Annotated in this window: 12 protein-coding genes; 4 read left to right on the plus strand and 8 right to left on the minus strand. The window is 65.5% G+C overall.

All coding sequences use genetic code 11. The features are described 5' to 3' along the window. Positions 1-46 precede the first annotated feature (46 nt). Positions 47-1,117, plus strand: a complete 1,071-nt coding sequence (locus CVN68_RS05475; protein ID WP_100281307.1) for a PA0069 family radical SAM protein — start codon at positions 47-49, stop codon at positions 1,115-1,117. A gap of 3 nt (positions 1,118-1,120) precedes the next feature. On the opposite strand, the gene CVN68_RS05480 is transcribed toward CVN68_RS05475, so the two are convergent. Then, on the minus strand, positions 1,121-2,371 hold the full coding sequence (locus CVN68_RS05480; protein WP_407695534.1) for an SGNH/GDSL hydrolase family protein: 1,251 nt from the start codon (positions 2,369-2,371) through the stop codon (positions 1,121-1,123). A 132-nt stretch (positions 2,372-2,503) separates the two neighbouring features. Between CVN68_RS05480 and CVN68_RS24275 the strand changes: the two genes are divergently transcribed. Both CVN68_RS24275 and CVN68_RS05485 read left to right on the plus strand, forming a co-directional pair. Further along, positions 2,504-3,355 carry a gluzincin family metallopeptidase gene (locus CVN68_RS24275; RefSeq protein WP_324871296.1) on the plus strand — a complete coding sequence of 284 codons (852 nt, stop codon included), beginning with the start codon at positions 2,504-2,506 and terminating at the stop codon, positions 3,353-3,355. Then, positions 3,250-5,118 (plus strand): M1 family aminopeptidase, encoded by a 1,869-nt coding sequence (locus CVN68_RS05485; protein WP_324871297.1) that lies wholly within the window; start codon positions 3,250-3,252, stop codon positions 5,116-5,118. Before CVN68_RS24275 ends, CVN68_RS05485 begins: the two co-directional genes overlap by 106 nt. Positions 5,119-5,143: 25 nt before the next feature. Here CVN68_RS05485 and CVN68_RS05490 read toward each other — a convergent pair whose 3' ends face one another. Both CVN68_RS05490 and dnaE read right to left on the minus strand, forming a co-directional pair. Beyond that, on the minus strand, positions 5,144-6,727 hold the full coding sequence (locus CVN68_RS05490) for a long-chain fatty acid--CoA ligase (RefSeq protein ID WP_100281308.1): 1,584 nt from the start codon (positions 6,725-6,727) through the stop codon (positions 5,144-5,146). A gap of 120 nt (positions 6,728-6,847) precedes the next feature. Next, positions 6,848-10,327, minus strand: coding sequence for a DNA polymerase III subunit alpha (gene dnaE, locus CVN68_RS05495; RefSeq protein WP_100281309.1), 3,480 nt, complete (start codon positions 10,325-10,327; stop codon positions 6,848-6,850). 242 nt (positions 10,328-10,569) lie between these two features. Here dnaE and CVN68_RS05500 point away from each other — a divergent pair, with 242 nt between their 5' ends. Next, positions 10,570-10,992, plus strand: coding sequence for a hypothetical protein (locus CVN68_RS05500; RefSeq protein WP_158298748.1), 423 nt, complete (start codon positions 10,570-10,572; stop codon positions 10,990-10,992). 152 nt (positions 10,993-11,144) lie between these two features. Here CVN68_RS05500 and CVN68_RS05505 read toward each other — a convergent pair whose 3' ends face one another. The 5 genes from CVN68_RS05505 to CVN68_RS05525 form a co-directional block, all read right to left on the minus strand. Beyond that, a complete protein-coding gene (locus CVN68_RS05505; RefSeq protein ID WP_100281311.1) occupies positions 11,145-11,624 on the minus strand; it encodes a glutathione peroxidase in 480 nt (159 codons plus the stop codon). Next, the gene (locus CVN68_RS05510) at positions 11,621-12,217 is read right to left on the minus strand and encodes a GNAT family N-acetyltransferase (RefSeq protein ID WP_100281312.1); all 597 of its coding nucleotides are present in this window, start codon (positions 12,215-12,217) and stop codon (positions 11,621-11,623) included. The genes CVN68_RS05505 and CVN68_RS05510 overlap by 4 nt, the downstream gene beginning before the upstream one ends. Then, complete coding sequence (locus tag CVN68_RS05515) at positions 12,214-12,888, minus strand: ABC transporter ATP-binding protein (RefSeq protein ID WP_100281313.1); 675 nt, start codon at positions 12,886-12,888, stop codon at positions 12,214-12,216. Before CVN68_RS05515 ends, CVN68_RS05510 begins: the two co-directional genes overlap by 4 nt. After that, positions 12,881-14,131: a lipoprotein-releasing ABC transporter permease subunit gene (locus CVN68_RS05520; protein WP_100281314.1), complete on the minus strand. Its 1,251-nt coding sequence runs from the start codon at positions 14,129-14,131 to the stop codon at positions 12,881-12,883. Before CVN68_RS05520 ends, CVN68_RS05515 begins: the two co-directional genes overlap by 8 nt. Before the next feature lie 523 nt (positions 14,132-14,654). Beyond that, entirely contained in the window at positions 14,655-17,120 is a 2,466-nt protein-coding gene (locus tag CVN68_RS05525) for a TonB-dependent receptor (RefSeq protein ID WP_100284226.1), read from the minus strand. Positions 17,121-17,192 lie beyond the last annotated feature (72 nt).

A 17,192-nucleotide genomic window follows, 5' to 3' on the forward strand; every position in this document is an offset into this window, starting at 1 on the left:
TCCATATGTTCTTGCTATGTTCTAACGACAGCACTAGCCTGTGGCAATGGCAAAGACACGGGCGACGCGCGGCGCCACGCTCAACAAGGACAGCGTCCGCTTCAATCTGCCCGAACGCGAGGGCGATGGCGACTGGCTCGACGACCGCGAGACCGTCGACGGTGAGGCGCCGCCGCTGCGCACGACGGTCACGGTCGAAAAGCCGAAGACGGTCCTCACTCGCAACAATTCGCCGGACATCGCCTTCGATCGATCGGTGAACCCGTATCGGGGCTGCGAGCATGGCTGCATCTATTGCTTCGCGCGGCCGAGCCATGCCTATCACGACCTGTCGCCGGGGCTAGATTTCGAGACGCGGCTGTTCGCCAAGCCTGATGCGCCGGCATTGCTGCGTGCCGAACTGGGCAAGCGCGGCTATGTGTGCCGGCCGATCGCGTTCGGGACCAACACCGATCCCTACCAGCCGATCGAGGGCAAATGGCGAATCACTCGCGGCTGCATCGAAGTGCTGGCGGCGTGCAACCATCCGATCACGATCACCACCAAATCGGATCGGGTGACGCGCGACCTGGACCTGCTCGCGCCGATGGCGGCGAAGGGACTGGCGGCGGTGATGCTGTCGGTGACGTCGCTGGATCCGCGGATCGCGATGACGGTCGAGCCGCGCGCGCCTTCGCCTGCGAAGCGGATCGCGGCGATACGCACACTGACCGACGCGGGAATCCCGGTGTTCGTGTCGATGGCGCCGGTGATCCCCGCAGTCACGGATCACGAGATCGAGCATATATTGGAGGCCGCTGCGGATGCGGGCGCGCGCGGGGCCTTCTTCCTGCCAGTGCGGCTGCCGCACGAAGTCGCGCCGTTGTTCCGCGCGTGGCTCGATACGCATTTCCCCGATCGCGCGGGCAAGGTGATGGCGACGATCCAGTCGATCCGCGGCGGGCGCGACAACGATCCCAATTTCCATACGCGGATGCGCGGGCAAGGGCCGTGGGCGGAATTGCTCCGCAAGCGCTTTCACATCGCGGCGAAGCGGTTTGGGCTGGACGGGGATCGACTGAAGCTGCGCACCGACCTGTTCCGGCCGCCGGCCGGGCCGCAGGGGGAGTTATTCTAGTCCTTAGGGGCGCGACTTCGGAGCGAATAGTGCCAGCGGAACGGCGTCGGCCATTGCCTGGTAGCCGGCGATCGAGGGATGGAGGCCGTCGCCCGAGTCCAGATCGAGGTGTAGCCGCGTCGGATCCTTCGGATCGCGCATCGCAGCGTCGAAATCCACCACCGCGTCGAAATTGCCGGGCGTGCGGATCCAGGCGTTGACCGCCGCCCGATCGGCCTCGTTGGCGGCGTCCGGATGGTAATATGCCGAGGCACCGTCGGGCATGATCGTGCCGCCGATCACCTTGATACCGTGCGCCCGTGCGCGGGCGACGATCTGCTCGAGCACGCCGATCATCTCGCGCACCAGCGCGGCATGCTGGTCCGGGCTGGCGGGCGCATCGCGCGTGAGGGTGCCGAGATCGTTGATCCCTTCGATCACCAGCAAATGCGTGACGCCAGGCGGCGTGAGCACTTCGCGTTCAAAACGGGCCAGTGCGTTGGGACCGGTGCCGTCGAGCCGCAGACGATTGCCGCCGATGCCGGCGTTGAGCACGGCGAGATTGCGCGTCGGCGGGTTGGCGCGCAGCCGCATCGCGAGGCGATCGGGCCAGCGCGCGTTGGTGTTGGGCTGGACGCCATAGCCGTCGGTGATCGAATCGCCGAGGATCACCAGCGCGCCTGCCCCTGGCGCGTCGACTTCGATCCCGCCGATGGCATACCAGCGCGTCGACGTTTTCGCGCCGGTGAGCGCTTCCGCCATCACCTGCTGGCCATGCGCGAAATGGCTGTGCGCGCGGGCGCCGGGATGGCCGGTCTGCCGCTCGGGTGGCGTCGGCAAATGGAGCGTGATCGCGAGATCGGCGCCGGCGAGGACCGGAAGGTCAACGGGGTCGGAGAGATAGTCGGCGCCGGCGGGGATCGTCACGCGTGGCTGGCCGCCGAAGCGCAGCACACGCGCGCTGGCGGGAAGGATGCGCGATGTCGCATTGTCGGCCGAAAGCGCCACCCCGGCTGAACCGACTACCAGCGGTGCGGTGCCGAAGGCGTTCGACAGCCGCACGCGCAGTCGCTTGCCGCCGATCGAGACGCGGACGATCTGGCGGATCGTGGCGTCGGTCAGATCCTCGACCGGGGCGATATTCTCGCCGGTCGGCACCATCTGCGACGTCGCCCAGCTCGCCACCCAATGCGGCTTTTCCTGCGCGGTCGCAGCGCCGCCGAGGCACAAACTCCCCAGCAGGCACAGCAATGTGCCGATCCTCGCCATCCGCATCCTCCCTCTCGTTATTGGTAGCGCTAACCCGACCTCGCGACCCTGTCCATCGCGCAGCCCGGCGGCCACCGGTGTACTATTGCTCCAAGGCAGTCGGCCGCATAAGCACCGGCATCGTCTCAAGGAATCCTGATGCGCGTTCTGCTGCTGGCGCTGTGCGCCTTCGTTCTCCCCGCTTCCGCCCTCGCCCAGTCCCCCGCCCTTCCCACCGGCCAGTTGCCCGATACGGTCAGGCCGATCGCCTATCGGCTCGACATGACCATCCTGCCCGAGCGGGAGCGCTTTGCCGGCCATGCCGAGATCGACGTGGAGCTGAGGCAGCCCGCCGCCTCGATATTCCTGCACGGGCGCGACCTCAAGGTCGGCAAGGCAGCGGTGAAGATCGGCAAAAGCGAGACGCCGGCGACCTTTACCCAGAAGAGCCCCACCGGGCTGGCCCAGCTCGATTTCGGCCGCACCCTGCCGGCGGGCAGGATGACGCTAAAGTTCGATTACGACGCGGCGTTCGGCGACGGACCTTCGGGGATCTACCGGATCAAGGTGGGCGAGGACTGGTATAGCTGGTCGCAATTCCAGTCGATCGACGCGCGCGCCGCCTTCCCGTCGTTCGATCAGCCGGGATACAAGACGCCGTTCACGGTCTCGGTGACCACGAGGCGCGGTTTCGTCGCAGTGAGCAACGCGCCCGAACTGGGCAAGCCGCTGGCCGCAGGCAAGCTGGTCAAGCACCGCTTCGCCGCCACCGAACCGCTGCCGACCTATCTGGTCGCCTTCGTCGTCGGCCCGTTCGTAACTGTCGAGGGCGTGGTGCCCCGACGCCGCAGCGCCCGAAGCCGCTGCCGCTGCGCATCGTCGGGACGAAGCCCTATGCCGGGCAGATGCAGTACGCGCTGGAGGGATCGAAGAAGATCGTCGCGTTGCTCGAAGAATATTTCGACCAGCCCTTCCCCTATCCCAAGCTCGATCAGATCGGCTCGCCGGTGATGCCGGGGGCGATGGAGAATGCCGGCGCCGACATCTATGGCGACGGGATCCTGTTCGTTGACGAGGGCTCATCCACCGAGGACAAGCGGACCTTCGGCATGGTCGTGGCACACGAGCTGTCGCACCAATGGTTCGGCGACGTGGTCACGCCCGCCTGGTGGGACGACATCTGGCTCAACGAGAGCTTCGCCAACTGGATGGGCTATCGTATCGGCAACGAATGGCGGCCCGATCTCGACATCGGCGTGAGCGCGATCGACGAGGCGTTCGACGCGATGCAGATCGATGCGCTCGGCGCCGGACGGCCGATCCACCAGCGGATCACGCGCGACGCCGATATCGACGGCACGTTCGACCAGATCACTTATGGCAAGGGCGGTCAGGTCGTGGCGATGATCGCCGCTTACCTGGGCGAGGAGAAGTTCCGCGACGGGGTGCGGCTGCACATGCGGCGCTATCTTCACGGCAATGCGACCACCGACCAGTTCTTCGATTCGCTCGCCAGCGCCGCGCACGATCCGCGCGTGCTCGAATCGCTGCGCAGCTTCGTCGACCAGCAGGGCATGCCGGTGGTGACGCTGAAGCACGAGGGCGGCGGGCTCCTTGCGAGCCAGTCACGCTATGCGAGTTTCGGCAGCAACTTGCCCCCGGCGCAGTGGATCGTACCCGTCTGCGTCCGCCGCGCCGCGGTGCGCAGCTGTACGCTACTCGACGGCCCCGACGGCGCGATCGAGGCCAAGGGCGACGGGGTGATCGTCCCCAATGCCGGCGGCTGGGGCTATTATCGCTTCGACATGGACCCGGCGGACTGGTCGGCGCTGATCGCCGCGGCGCCGACGCTGCCGGAGGGCGAGGCACTGGCAGTGACCGACAGTCTGTGGGCGTCCTTCTACGCCGGCAAGGCGAAGTTCCCGCAACTCGCGGCACTAGCGCGCGCGATGGCGGCGCATCCGGCATCCAATGCAATGCTCGACAATGGCGAGCGGCTGCGCGGACTGCAGCAGCGCGGGCTGATCAGCGACGCGGCCTTGCCCGCCTGGCGCAAGCTGATCGTCGATATCTACGGCCCGAAGCTGGCACAGCTGGGTTTCGATCCGGCGGCGGACGCTTATGCGTCCGACACGCCGGACCGTAAGAAGCTGCGCGGCGAAATGGTCGAGCTCCTTGTCGGGGCAGGTGGCGACCCGACACTTCGCGGCAAGCTGATCGCGGCGGCGGACGCGTATGTGGCGGGCGACGACAAAGCACTCGACTGGGAGTTCACACAGCTCGCACTTCCTCTCTACGTGGCGGACAAGGGCGTGCCGCTGGCGAAGGCCATCGCCGACAAGATTCTTGCCAATGAGGATCCGGCGGCGCGCGAAATCGTGTTCGACGCGATCGGCCATTCGGGCAATCCGGACGTGGCGCGCTGGTTCCTCGTTGACTTCAGGGATCCGCGCCTGCCGCAGAGCGTGCGTCTTCGTACCGCCAAGAGCCTGCTCGACTCGCCCGGGACCCGGGATATCGCTGCCGACTATCTGCTGGCCAATCCGGATAGCTTCTCGAAGGCGGGCGGCGGGATCTTCTCGGCGCGGGCGGGACAGATGTTCAATGTGCTTTGCACCAGCGTGGCGGCAGATGCGGTGGACGCCAAGCTACGGCCACAGTTGGCAAACGACAGCACGCTGGGGCTGGACCGCACGGTGGATACGATCCGCAATTGCGCGCGGTTCAAGGATGCCAAGGCGGGCGAAGTCAGCGCGGCGGTGATGGGGAAGTAAAACCCTCTGCCTTTGGGAGAGGGAATTACGCCGCGGCCAGCTTGAAGTCCTTGTACTGCGCGCGGATCGCGGTCTTGAGGAGCTTGCCCGTCGCCGTGTGCGGCAGTGCGTCGACGAAGTGGATCTCGTCGGGGAGCCACCATTTGGCGACGTGCTGTTCGAGATGCGCCTGGATTTCGGCGGCGCTCACCTCGGCATCGGGCTTGCGCACCACCAGCAGGATCGGGCGCTCTTCCCATTTGGGATGATAGACTCCGATCGCCGCGGCCTCGGCGACGCCCGCGCAGCCTATCGCGGCATTCTCGAGCTCGACCGAGCTGATCCATTCTCCGCCCGATTTGATCACGTCCTTGGCGCGATCGGTGATCTGCATCGTCCCGTCGGGATGGAGCATGGCGACGTCGCCGGTATCGAACCAGTTATCGGGGTCTACCGCGAGCTGCTCCTCGCCGAAATATTGCTTGATCACCCAGGGACCGCGGACCTGCAGGCGGCCCGAGCTGGCGCCGTCGCGGGGCTGAACCACGCCTTCGTCGTCGACCACGCGCAGCTCGACGCCGAAGGGAACCTTGCCCTGTTTCGACACCTGATCGACCTGTTGCTCGAAGCTGAGATCGTCCCAATCGAACGAAGGCGCGCCCATCGTGCCGATCGGGGAAGTCTCGGTCATTCCCCAGGCGTGGTTGACCCGGATTCCCATCTTCATCAGCCGCTCGATCATCGCGCGCGGCGCCGCCGAGCCGCCGATCGTGACGATCTTCAGATGCTCGGGTGCCGCGCCGGTCGCGTCCATATACTGGAACATCGCGAACCAGACGGTCGGGACGCCGGCACTGTGGGTGACCTTCTCGCGGTTCATCAGCTCGCACAGGATCCTGGGCTCGTTGATCGCCGAGAAGACGAACTTCACCCCCACCGCGGCGCCGGCGAAGGGCAGTCCCCAGCCGACCGCGTGGAACATCGGCACGATCGGCATCGCCACCGATTGAGTCGACAGATCAAACTCGGCAGGCTGAAGCTCGGTGATCGCGTGGATCACGGTCGAGCGGTGCGTGTAGAGCACGCCCTTGGGATTGCCGGTGGTGCCGCTGGTGTAGCAGAGCATGCACGGCTCGCGCTCGCTGCCCTCGATCCATGAATAGTCGCCGGATTCGGGAGCGATCAGCGCCTCGAATTCGCCGTCGTCGAAGCAGACATAATGCCGGATCGTACCCCATTGCGGCTTGAGCTTCTCGACTACGGCCGCGAACGCCTTGTCGTAGAACAGCAGCTGATCCTCGGCATGATTGGCGATGAAAGCGAGCTGGTCCTCGAACAGCCGTGGATTGATCGTGTGGATTACCCCGCCCATGCCGATCGTACCATACCAGGCGACGAGATGGCGGCTGTGGTTCATGCCGAGCGTCGCCACGCGATCGCCGGGCTTCACGCCGAACCGTTCGAGGGCCTGCGCCAGGCGGCGGGAATCATGCGCGATCCCCGCCCAGTCGGTGCGGGTCTCGGAGCCATCGGCCCACCGCGTGACAATCTCGCGCGGCCCGTGCTCGCGCGCGGCGTGATCGAGCAGACGCATCACGCGCAGCTCGAAATCCTGCATTCCACCCAGCATCGCTCTCTCCAGCTCTTTGGCTTTTGCGGGAGGGTAAGCGGGGAGTGTGGGTGGTGTCGAGGGGCGTCTGTGAGCAACGCTTCGCTACGAAGCCCCTCCCCTTCAGGGGAGGCTCGAAGGTCAGGCCGCAGCCGCCAGCGTTAGTTCGGGCTTGCCGAACAGCGCCGATTTTATCCCCGGCAGCCCGCGGATGCGCTCGACCATTTCCTCGTCGATGCGGAAGTTGCGGCCGATGACCAATTCGGCCTGTCCCTCGGAACCGAACGGCGCCCAGACCCGCACGGTGCTACGCCCGCCGCGCTCGTTGCCGATCATCTCGGCCAACCTCGGCAGAACGCCCGCATCGCTGACTTCGAGGTCGACGATCAGCCGCGCGGTGCTGGCGATGCTTTCGAACGGCTGGACGCGCTTGATCGACACCCGCGGGGTATCCTCGCCGGGGCGCTTGTCGAGCTCGACGGTGAGCAGGGCACAGCCCCCTGCCCGTGCCGCTTCCTCCATGTCCTTCGCGGCGAACTCGTCGAAGCAGCTGGCGATCGTCTGGCCGCTGGAGTCCGAGATGGTCGCCATCATGTAGCGATTGCCACGCGCCGAGGTGCGCCAGCGCGCATCCTCGATCAGCGCCGCGATCGTCGCGCCGATGCGGCCGCCATCGGGGATCGAGACTTCGCCGAGCGTGGCGATCTCGCGAGCGCCCTGGCTACGCACCAGATGGGCGTAGCGATCGAGCGGATGCGCCGAGAAATAATAGCCGAAGGCGTCCTTCTCGGCGGCGATCTTGTCAGCGAGCGACCAATGCGCACTCCGCGGCAAGTTGATCGCGCCGCCGCCAGGCTCGGATTCGCCGAACAGGCCTCCCTGCCCGCTCGCGCGACTCTCATGCGTGCGCTGGGCGACGGCGAGGATCGTCTCGGCCGCGGCATGGACGCCGGCGCGATTGGGTTCGATCCCGTCGAACGCGCCGGCCGCGGCAAGCGTCTCGAGTTGACGCTTGTTGAGCAATCGCGGGTCGACCCGCCTGGAGAAGTCGTCGAGCGACTTGAAGCGGCCGTTGCCGTCGCGTTCCTCGATCAGCAGCTCCATCGCCCGCTCGCCGACGCCCTTGAGTGCGCCAAGTGCATAGCGCACCGCGAGGCCGTCATTGTGTTTCTCGACATGGAAGTCGGCAAGGCTGGCGTTGATGTCGGGCGGCAGGCAATCGATCTTGAGCCGGTTCATGTCGTCGGCGAAGATCGCCAGCTTGTCGGTCTGGTGGATGTCGTACGCCATCGACGCGGCGAAGAATTCGTGCGGATGGTGGGTCTTGAGCCATGCGGTCTGATAAGCGAGCAGCGCATAGGCGGCGGCGTGCGACTTGTTGAAGCCGTAGCCGGCGAACTTGTCGATCAAGTCGAACAACTCGTTCGCCTTGGCGGGCTTGATGTCGTTCACACGTCCGCAGCCTTCGACGAAGATCGCGCGCTGCGCGTCCATCTCGGCCTTGATCTTCTTGCCCATCGCGCGACGGAGCATGTCGGCGCCGCCCAGCGTGTAGCCGGCGAGCACCTGCGCGGCCTGCATCACCTGTTCCTGATAGACGAAGATCCCGTAGGTCTCGTTGAGGACCGGCTCGAGCAAAGCGTGCGGATAGACGATCTCCTCGCGCCCGCTTTTGCGGTGACCGAAGCTCGGGATGTTGTCCATCGGACCCGGGCGATAGAGCGAGACGAGCGCGATGATGTCGCCGAAATTGGTCGGTCGCACCGCGGTCAGGGTCCGCCGCATGCCCTCCGATTCAAGCTGGAATACGCCGACCGTGTCGCCGCGCTGGAGCAGGTCGTAGACCTCGGGATCGTCCCACAAGAGCGTATCGAGATCGACTTCGATGCCGCGGTCGCCGAGCAATTCGACTGCCTTTTTGAGCACCGACAGCGTCTTGAGGCCGAGAAAGTCGAACTTCACCAGCCCGGCGCCCTCGACATATTTCATGTCGAACTGGGTGACGGGCATGTCCGAGCGCGGATCGCGATAGAGCGGGACCAATTCGGCGAGCGGGCGATCGCCGATCACCACGCCGGCGGCGTGAGTCGAGCTGTGCCGCGGCAGGCCCTCGAGCCGCATCGACAGATCGACCAGATGGCGGACATCGGCGTGCTGCTTGTATTCGGTGTGGAACTCGCTGACCCCGTCGAGGGTGCGTTTTAGCGTCCACGGGTCGGTCGGGTGGTTGGGGATCTGCTTGGCGAGGCGATCGACCTGGCCGTAGCTCATCTGGAGCACGCGGCCGACGTCCTTGAGCACTGCGCGCGCCTTCATCGTCCCGAAAGTGATGATCTGCGCCACCGTGTCGCGGCCGTACTTCTCCTGGACGTAGCGAATCACTTCGCCGCGGCGGGTTTCGCAGAAGTCGATGTCGAAGTCGGGCATCGACACGCGCTCGGGATTGAGGAAGCGTTCGAACAGCAGCCCCAGCTTGAGCGGATCGAGATCGGTGATGGTCAGCACCCAGGCGACCACCGAGCCTGCGCCCGAGCCGCGGCCCGGGCCGACCGGGATGTCGTGAGTCTTCGCCCATTTGATGAAGTCCGCGACGATCAGGAAATAGCCGGGGAAGCCCATCTGGATGATGACGTCGAGCTCGAATTCGAGGCGGTCGGCGTAGCGCTGGCGTTCCTCCGGCGCGGTGATCCCCGCCTTGGCCAGCCGCATGTCGAGCCCCTCACGTGCCTGATCGCGGAGCATCGTCGCCTCGCCTTCGCGGTCGCCGGCGAGGCTGGGGAGGATCGGCTTACGCTTGGGGGCCGCATAGGCACAGCGCTGCGCCACCAGCAGGGTGTTGGCGATCGCCTCGGGCAAATCGGCGAACAGCGACTTCATCTCGCTCGCGGGCTTCATCCACGCGTCCGGGGAGCTGCGCGGGCGATCATCGCTGGCGATGTACGACGAATTGGCGATGCAGAGCATCGCGTCGTGCGCTTCGTGGAAGCTCTCGTCGGCGTAACAGCATGGATTGGTGCCGACGATCGGGAGATCGCGGGCATAGGCATAATCGAGCAATTTGGCCTCGGCCCTGCCCTCGACTTCGTTGAGCCGGCGGACGATCTCGACATAGAGCCGATCGGGGAACAACGCCTCGATTCGGGCGGCATAGGCTTCGGCAGCGTTGTCCTGGCCCTCAGCATAGAGCCGCGCCAGCGCGCCCTCGGCGCCGGCGGTGAGGCAGAGCAGCCCGTCGGTACGGCCTTCGAGCGCGTCGAGCGGGACATGCGCGTCTTCCTCGATCGGACGGTCGAGATGCGCCATCGAGACGAGATGGCAGAGATTGAGATATCCGGTCTCGTCCTGCGCATAAAGCGCGAGCCAGTCGATCGCGACCGGGGCGCCCTCGGCCAGTTCGGGACGCTTGACCGCGAGCAAGGTGCCGACGATCGGCTGGACGCCCGACTTCTTGCACGCGTCCGAGAAGGGCATCGCGGCGTAGAGGCCGTTACGATCGCTGACCGCCACGGCGGGAAAGCCGAGCTCGCGCGCGCGCTTGGCGATCGCCTTGGGCTCGATTGCGCCTTCGAGCATGGTGTAGGAAGAGAAGACCCGGAGCGGTACGAATCCCGAATGCGCCATCGAGCGACCCTAGCGGCGCGGGATGCCATTTGCCAACGCTGCGGCGGAGCTGTCCACAGCTTTCCGAAACCTTACCTTGCACATCCGTACAAGCCCCTTGGTGGGAGTCGCTTATGGGGACCGACCTGAATGGCGACTCACCCGCGGCTTGGGCCAAACCGTGGTTAACGATGATCAACTATTGATCGCGACGCACCCACGGGGGGCAGCGCCGCGGTCCGGTATCAGGAGTTATGGCCGCGATGACTATCCTCTGTTCGGTGATGAACCATGTGCCCTCGGCCAAGCGTCACCGTAATCAGGGGCTGGAATTCAGCATCTGCCATCGCTGCGGCTGCGACATGATCCGCAGCGACGAAGCCGGCGATTGGGCGCAGGTTCCCGCCGGCTTTCGCGTCGTGTGGCGTGAATTCGGCCGGGTCGGCGATGCTTCGTCGGTCGCCCAGCGCATGCACCGTCTTGCCCCGCCGCCGCGCCGCGCGGCACGCAACGGGCGCCCCGCCCCGCGCCGCGATCCGCGCGGACGGCCGCTGGCAGGCGCTACATCGATGGTGTCGGTGCTCGCCAAGCTCGGCAAGCTCGTGGCCGGAGATGAAGGCGAGAAGGCGGGGATCGAGAAAGACGGGCAATATGTGATTTGCCTGCCCGGACCGCGGACGCATTGAGTTTTCTCCCTCCCTGCAAGGGAGGGGTTGGGGGTGGGTAGCAGCGGATGAGGCTCGATGCCTCGTCCGCTGCTTTCGTTTGCGGGATCGAGCTCTTTGGCGCGCAGACGCGCGCACCCACCCTGCCCCTCCCTTACAGGGAGGGGAGACAGTTAGAGAAGCTTCTCGATATCGCCGGCGATGTCCCTCGGCGACGTCGTCGGGGCGTAGCGATCGACCACCTTGCCGTCGCGATCAATCAGGAACTTGGTGAAGTTCCACTTGATCGCCTTCGAACCCAGCAACCCCGGCGCTTCCTTTTTGAGATGCTCGAACAAGGGCGCGGCGTCCGCCCCGTTGACGTCGACCTTGGCATAGACGGGGAAAGTCACGTCATAAGTGAGCGAACAGAAGTTGGCGATCTCCGCCGCATCGCCCGGCTCCTGCCCGCCGAACTGGTTGCAGGGAAATCCTAGCACTGAAAAACCGCGATCCTTATACGCGCGCTGGAGCGCTTCGAGATCGGCATATTGCGGCGTGAAGCCGCATTTGGACGCGGTGTTGACGATCAGCAGCACCTCGCCGGCGTGATCGGACAGTGTCGCCTCTTCGCCCCCGGGCTTGCGGACGGGAATTTCGGTGAGCACGGTCATGCGGCGTCTCCATCGTAGCGGGCCATCAGCAATTCGAGATTGCGGCGCACCCCCGGCCATTCGTGCGCGAGGATCGAATAGACCGCGCTGTCGCGCAAATGGCCCTTGAGGATCAGATGGCCGCGCAGCACGCCGTCGAGCCGGGCGCCCAGCCGCTCGATCGCGCGACGCGAGGCGTGGTTGAGGAAATCGGTGCGGATCTGGACGCAATTCGCGCCCAGCGCATCGAAGGCGTGGCCGAGCAGCATATATTTGGCCTCGGTGTTGAGCCCGGTGCGCTGGACGCGGGGCGCATAGAGCGTGCCGCCGATCTCGACCCGGCGATGCGACTCGCTCATCCGCAGGAAACGTGTCACGCCCGAGATTCGGCCGTCGGCATCGAGAACGGTGAAGGGCATGTTGCGCCCCGCCGCCGCGTCGAACATCACCCGATCATACCAGGCCTGGAAGGTACCGGCATCGGGCACGGTGGTGTGGAACAGCAGGTGCAGGCCTTCGAAGGCTTCGAGCAGCGCGTCGCGATCCTCATCGACCATCGGGCGCAGCGTGACGTGGCGCCCCACGAGGGTCGGCGTCTCACGCCAGACGCTCATCCCAGCCGGCCCTCGTGCAGCCGCACCACCCGGTCCATCCGCTCGGCGAGCCGCTCGTTGTGCGTCGCGACCAAGGCCGCCGAGCCCTCGTCACGGACGAGCGTGAGGAATTCGGCGAAGACGCGGTCGGCGGTGGCCTCGTCGAGATTGCCGGTGGGCTCGTCGGCGAGCACCAAGGCCGGCCGGTTGGCGAGCGCGCGGGCGACGGCGACACGTTGCTGCTCGCCGCCCGAGAGCTGGTTGGGGCGATGGGTCAGCCGCTCTGCCAGCCCCAGCGCCGACAGCAATTGCCCGGCGCGTGCATCGGCATCGGCGCGGGTGGCACCGCGGATCATCTGGGGCAGTACGACATTCTCGATCGCGCTGAAATCGGGGAGCAGATGGTGGAACTGATAGACGAAACCTAGCTGCTCGCGGCGGACCTCCGTGCGGCCGCCCGCGGGGAGCTGCGCGGCTTCCTTGCCGGCGATGCGGATCGAGCCCTCGAAGCCGCCCTCGAGCAGGCCCACGGCCTGCAGAAGCGTCGACTTGCCCGAGCCCGACGGACCCAGCAATGCGACGATCTCGCCCGGCTGAATGTCGAGATCGACGCCGCGCAGGACATGGATCACAGCTTCGCCCTGGCGGAAGCTGCGCTTGAGGCCGCGGGTCTGGAGGATCGGCTCACTCATAACGCAGCACCTGGACCGGATCGGTGCTCGCCGCTTTCCATGCCGGGTAGAGCGTGGCGAGGAAGGCGAAGAGCAGCGCCATTACGCAGATTCCGATCGTCTCGAACGGATCGGTCTTGGCGGGTAATTCGGTGAGAAAGCGCATCGAGGGGTCCCAGACCTGCTGCCCGGTGACGAGGCCGATGAACTGGACGACCTGCGCGCGGAAAGTGATGAACAGGAAACCGAGTACGCCGCCGGCCGCGACGCCGAGCGCGCCGATCGTGGTGCCGACGGTGACGAAGATCCGCATCAGCCCGCCGCGCGTCGCCCCCATCGTCCGCAGCACCGCGATGTCGCGCATCTTCGAGCGGACCAGCATGATCAGCGACGAGACGATGTTGAACGAGGCGACCACGAGGATGATCGACAAAACGGTGAACGAGACCACCCGATCGACCTGGAGCGCCTCGAACAATTCGCGGTTCATCTGGCGCCAGTCGACGATCTGGCCGCTCTTGCCGACCTTGTCGACCAAAGGCGAGACGATCCGCTGGACGTTGTCCGGATCATTGGTGTCCATCTCGACCATGCTCACCGCATCTCCGAGGAGCAGCAGAGTCTGCGCGTCCTCGATCGGCATGACCACGAAGATCTTGTCGAAATCATAGACGCCGACCTCGAAGATCGCCTCGACCGTGTAGCTGACCGAGCGGTACATGGTGCCCATCGGAGTGGCCGCGCCGTTGAAATTGATTACCGTAATCTTGCTGCCCACCGTCGCGCCAAGCGATTCGGCGAGTCGCGATCCGATCGCGACCTGCTCACCGCCTGGGCGCAGCCGGTTGAGCGATCCGATCACTTCCTTGCCCCTGAGTGCCGGGTTTGCGCGGATGTCTTCGACGCGCATGCCGCGAACCTGGGCGGATTCGACACGGCCGTTGAAAGTGACCAGCAGCGGCTGCTCGATCAGCGGCGTCGCGCTGGTTACCCCGGGTGTCGCCTTCGCCTGCGCAACGATCTGGCGCCAGTCGCGCAACTGACCGGCATAGCCCTGGACCACGGCATGGCCGTTGAGCCCGGTGATCTTGTCGAACAGCTCGGCGCGGAAGCCGTTCATCACGCTCATCACGACGATGAGCGCGGCGACGCCGAGCATCACCGCGACGAGGCTGAATCCGGCGACGACAGCGATGAACGCCTCGCTGCGGCCAGGCAAAAGATAGCGGCGGGCGATCATCCGCTCGTAGCGCGAGAGTAGCATGCGGTCGGTATGGCCCTGACGTGAGTGCTCGGCGCCGCTCTAGGCCATGGCGGCGGCGGCTGGCAATGCAGGCCGCGCAAATCGGGTGTGTCCCGCATGTTGCCGATTCAACACAGGGTGAGACCAATCTGCGCCTAGTCTTTGTAAACCCGGTGACAAAAGTCGTTCGCCGACGTAGCAGACGGCTGTCGAAACGCAGGCAGCAAATGGCCGTGGTTCGGGGAGGGCTTCGCCCCGCTCGTAGGCAAGTACGGGCGTGCGGGCAGAGCCTTACAAAGGGTGCTGACGAGCAGTCGTCACGCAGGCGCCCGGATCGGAAACGGTCCGGGCGTTTGCCGTTTCTGGACATTCTTCCACATCGTCATCCCGGCGCACGCCGGGATCTCGTGCCGTGTCGCGCCTCCTCCTGAGATCCCGCCGTTCGCCGGGACGACGTCCAATTCGGAAAGGAGGGGGGCGATGCGGGCGCCGCCCCCCTCCCCCTAACCTCCCCCGGCCATGGCGAGAGGCTAGATCGGGACGATCAGAAGGACTTGCTGATCGTCAAACCATAGGTCCGCGGATCGGCCGGGTTGCCGGCCACCAGACCGGTGTTGCCCGGGGTCGTCGCGAGCAATTCGAAATACTCCTCGTCGAAGGCGTTGCGCACCCAGCCGAAGATGTTGAAGTCGTCGGTGCGGTAGCCGAGCCGGAAGTTCGCCAGCGTGTATCCCCCGATGTCGGTATAGATCGACCGCGAGGCGTTGGACGAGAATTTGGAGCGCGAGCTGGCATCGCCGGCGAGATAGAACTCGCCGTCGAGCCCGAATACCTTGGCGGGGGCGTTATACTCCGCGCCGTAGGAGAAGGCCCAGTTGGAGATGCCGGGCAGCCATTGTCCGGAAATGTCGCACACGACGGGGCTCAGCTGGCCCGGAACCCCCGGGGTGCCGCCCGGGCTGCCCACCGGCGCTGCGGTGCCGCCGGAGCGCTCGGGTGGGCACGGCGCGTTGACGAACTCGACATATTCGTGATCGGTATAGGCGCCGTTGATATACGCAGTGAACCGTTCGGTCGGGCGGATCGAGAAGTCGGCCTCTACGCCGCGGACGCGCACTTCGCCGGCATTGGCGAGATAACCGCGCAGCGTCGACGTCGAGCTGTTGTTCACGATCGCCTGATAGTCCTTGATGATCGTCCAATAGCCGGTGACGTTGAGCGTCGCCTTGCGATCCCAGAATTGCGATTTCACGCCGAGCTCGAAGTGATCGACCTTTTCGGGATCGATCTGGGCGAGCTCGGTCTGGACCACGCCGTTGACCACGGGCACGCCGTTGAGGTTCAGGCCGCCCGATTTGAAGGTGTGGGCATAGGTCGCGTAGAGCAGCACGTCGCGCGAGGGCTTGTACGACGCAGTCAGATCGTAAGTGAGGTTCCAGGCGCGATACGCCTCGTCGACGAACGCCTGGGGCTGGATCGCCTCGCGCTGCGCCGCCTGACGCGGGGTGCCGCCGCTATAGGGCACCAGAACGCCCTGCGCGTCGCGGACGATGCTGACATAGCTGCCGACCTTGTCGTCGTAATTGACCCGGATGCCGGGCGAGAGCGTGATCGAATCGGTCACGTCCCAATTGAACTTGCCGAAGATCGCGCCACTGAAATTCTTGAGGCGGATGTCGTTCTCCGCGGTCAGCCCATCGAGGACGCTCGGATCGTTCGAAAGCGCGCTCGACGGATTGAGCAGCCACCGGCTCGCCGCCGATCCCTGCTGCTGCTGACCGGTGGTGTGGATCTTCTGGTAGAAGCCGAAGACACCGACGACATAGTCGAAGCCATTGCCTTCGCCGGCATAGCGGAATTCCTGAGTGAACTGATCCTGCCGCGTCGGGTTCTGCGAGAGCGTGGTGATCGGCAGACCGGTGAAGTCGCGATCGTTCTTCGGACCCCAATCCCAGAAGCGCCACGCCGTGACCGAAGTCAGCGTGCCCGAACCGAGACTGAGCTCGCCGCGCAGCGAGACGCCGCCGAGCACGTTGAGCGCGTTCAACTCGGCATCGACGTCGGTTAGCCGATCGAACGGGTTGGTGCTCGGCACGGTATAGCCAAGCGCCGCAGTGAGGGCCGGATATTGCCGGTTAGCGGCGCGCTGGGTCGGGCCGTAGCGCACATAGATTTGCGCGCAGCATTCAGGATCCTGGCGATTATAATCGCCCGACAGGGTGAGGCTGAGGCTGTCGCTCGCGCGCCACAGCAGCGCGCCGCGCAGACCGATATTGTCCTGCTCGTTGATATAATTGTCGGTGGCGGTGTTGAAGATGGTGCCGCGGCGGCTGGTGGTGGAGATGCCGAGCCGGACCGCGACGTCCTCGGCGAGCGGGCCGGAGATCGAGGCCTTGGCCTGCTTGAACGCGAGGTTGCCGGCAGTCACTTCGGCGCGACCCTCGAAATTGAAGCTGGGCGCCTTGCTGGTGATGCTGATCGCGCCGGCGACGGTATTCTTGCCATAGAGCGTGCCCTGCGGACCGCGCAGCGTCTCGACCTGCTGGACGTCGAGAAAATCGAGCGTGGCGACCGCGACGCGGCTGAAATAGACCTGGTCGATATAGACCCCGACGCCCTGATCGATGCCGTCATTGGTCAGGCCGAGCGGCGCACCCAGACCGCGGATGTTGACCGAGGAGTTGCGCGGGTTGGACGAGTAGAATTGCAGCGTCGGCTGGAGCTGCTGGAGACGCTGGACATTGAAGCTGCCGGTGCTGTCGAGCTCCTTCACGCCGACTACCGAGATCGGGATCGGCACGTCCTGAACCTGCTCGGCGCGGCGGCGCGCAGTGACGACGATGTCGGAGGCGGCCGAACTGCGCTGCACGTCCTCCGGGGTGCGGTCCTGCTCGCCCGGTACCGGCACCGGCGCGCTGGTCTCGGGGGCGGTCACGGTCGGAACTTCCTGTCCGACCGCGAGCGGCGAGGCTCCGGCCAGCAGCAGCAGCGATAACGAAGAAAGGCTCATCAACATCCCCTTGGTCTTGTTACGCCCAATCTCCATCAGATCAGTAGGTATTAGCCAGCAAGCGAATCTTGG

The sequence above is a fragment of the Sphingomonas psychrotolerans genome (genome assembly GCF_002796605.1).
In the GTDB taxonomy this organism is placed as follows: domain Bacteria; phylum Pseudomonadota; class Alphaproteobacteria; order Sphingomonadales; family Sphingomonadaceae; genus Sphingomonas; species Sphingomonas psychrotolerans.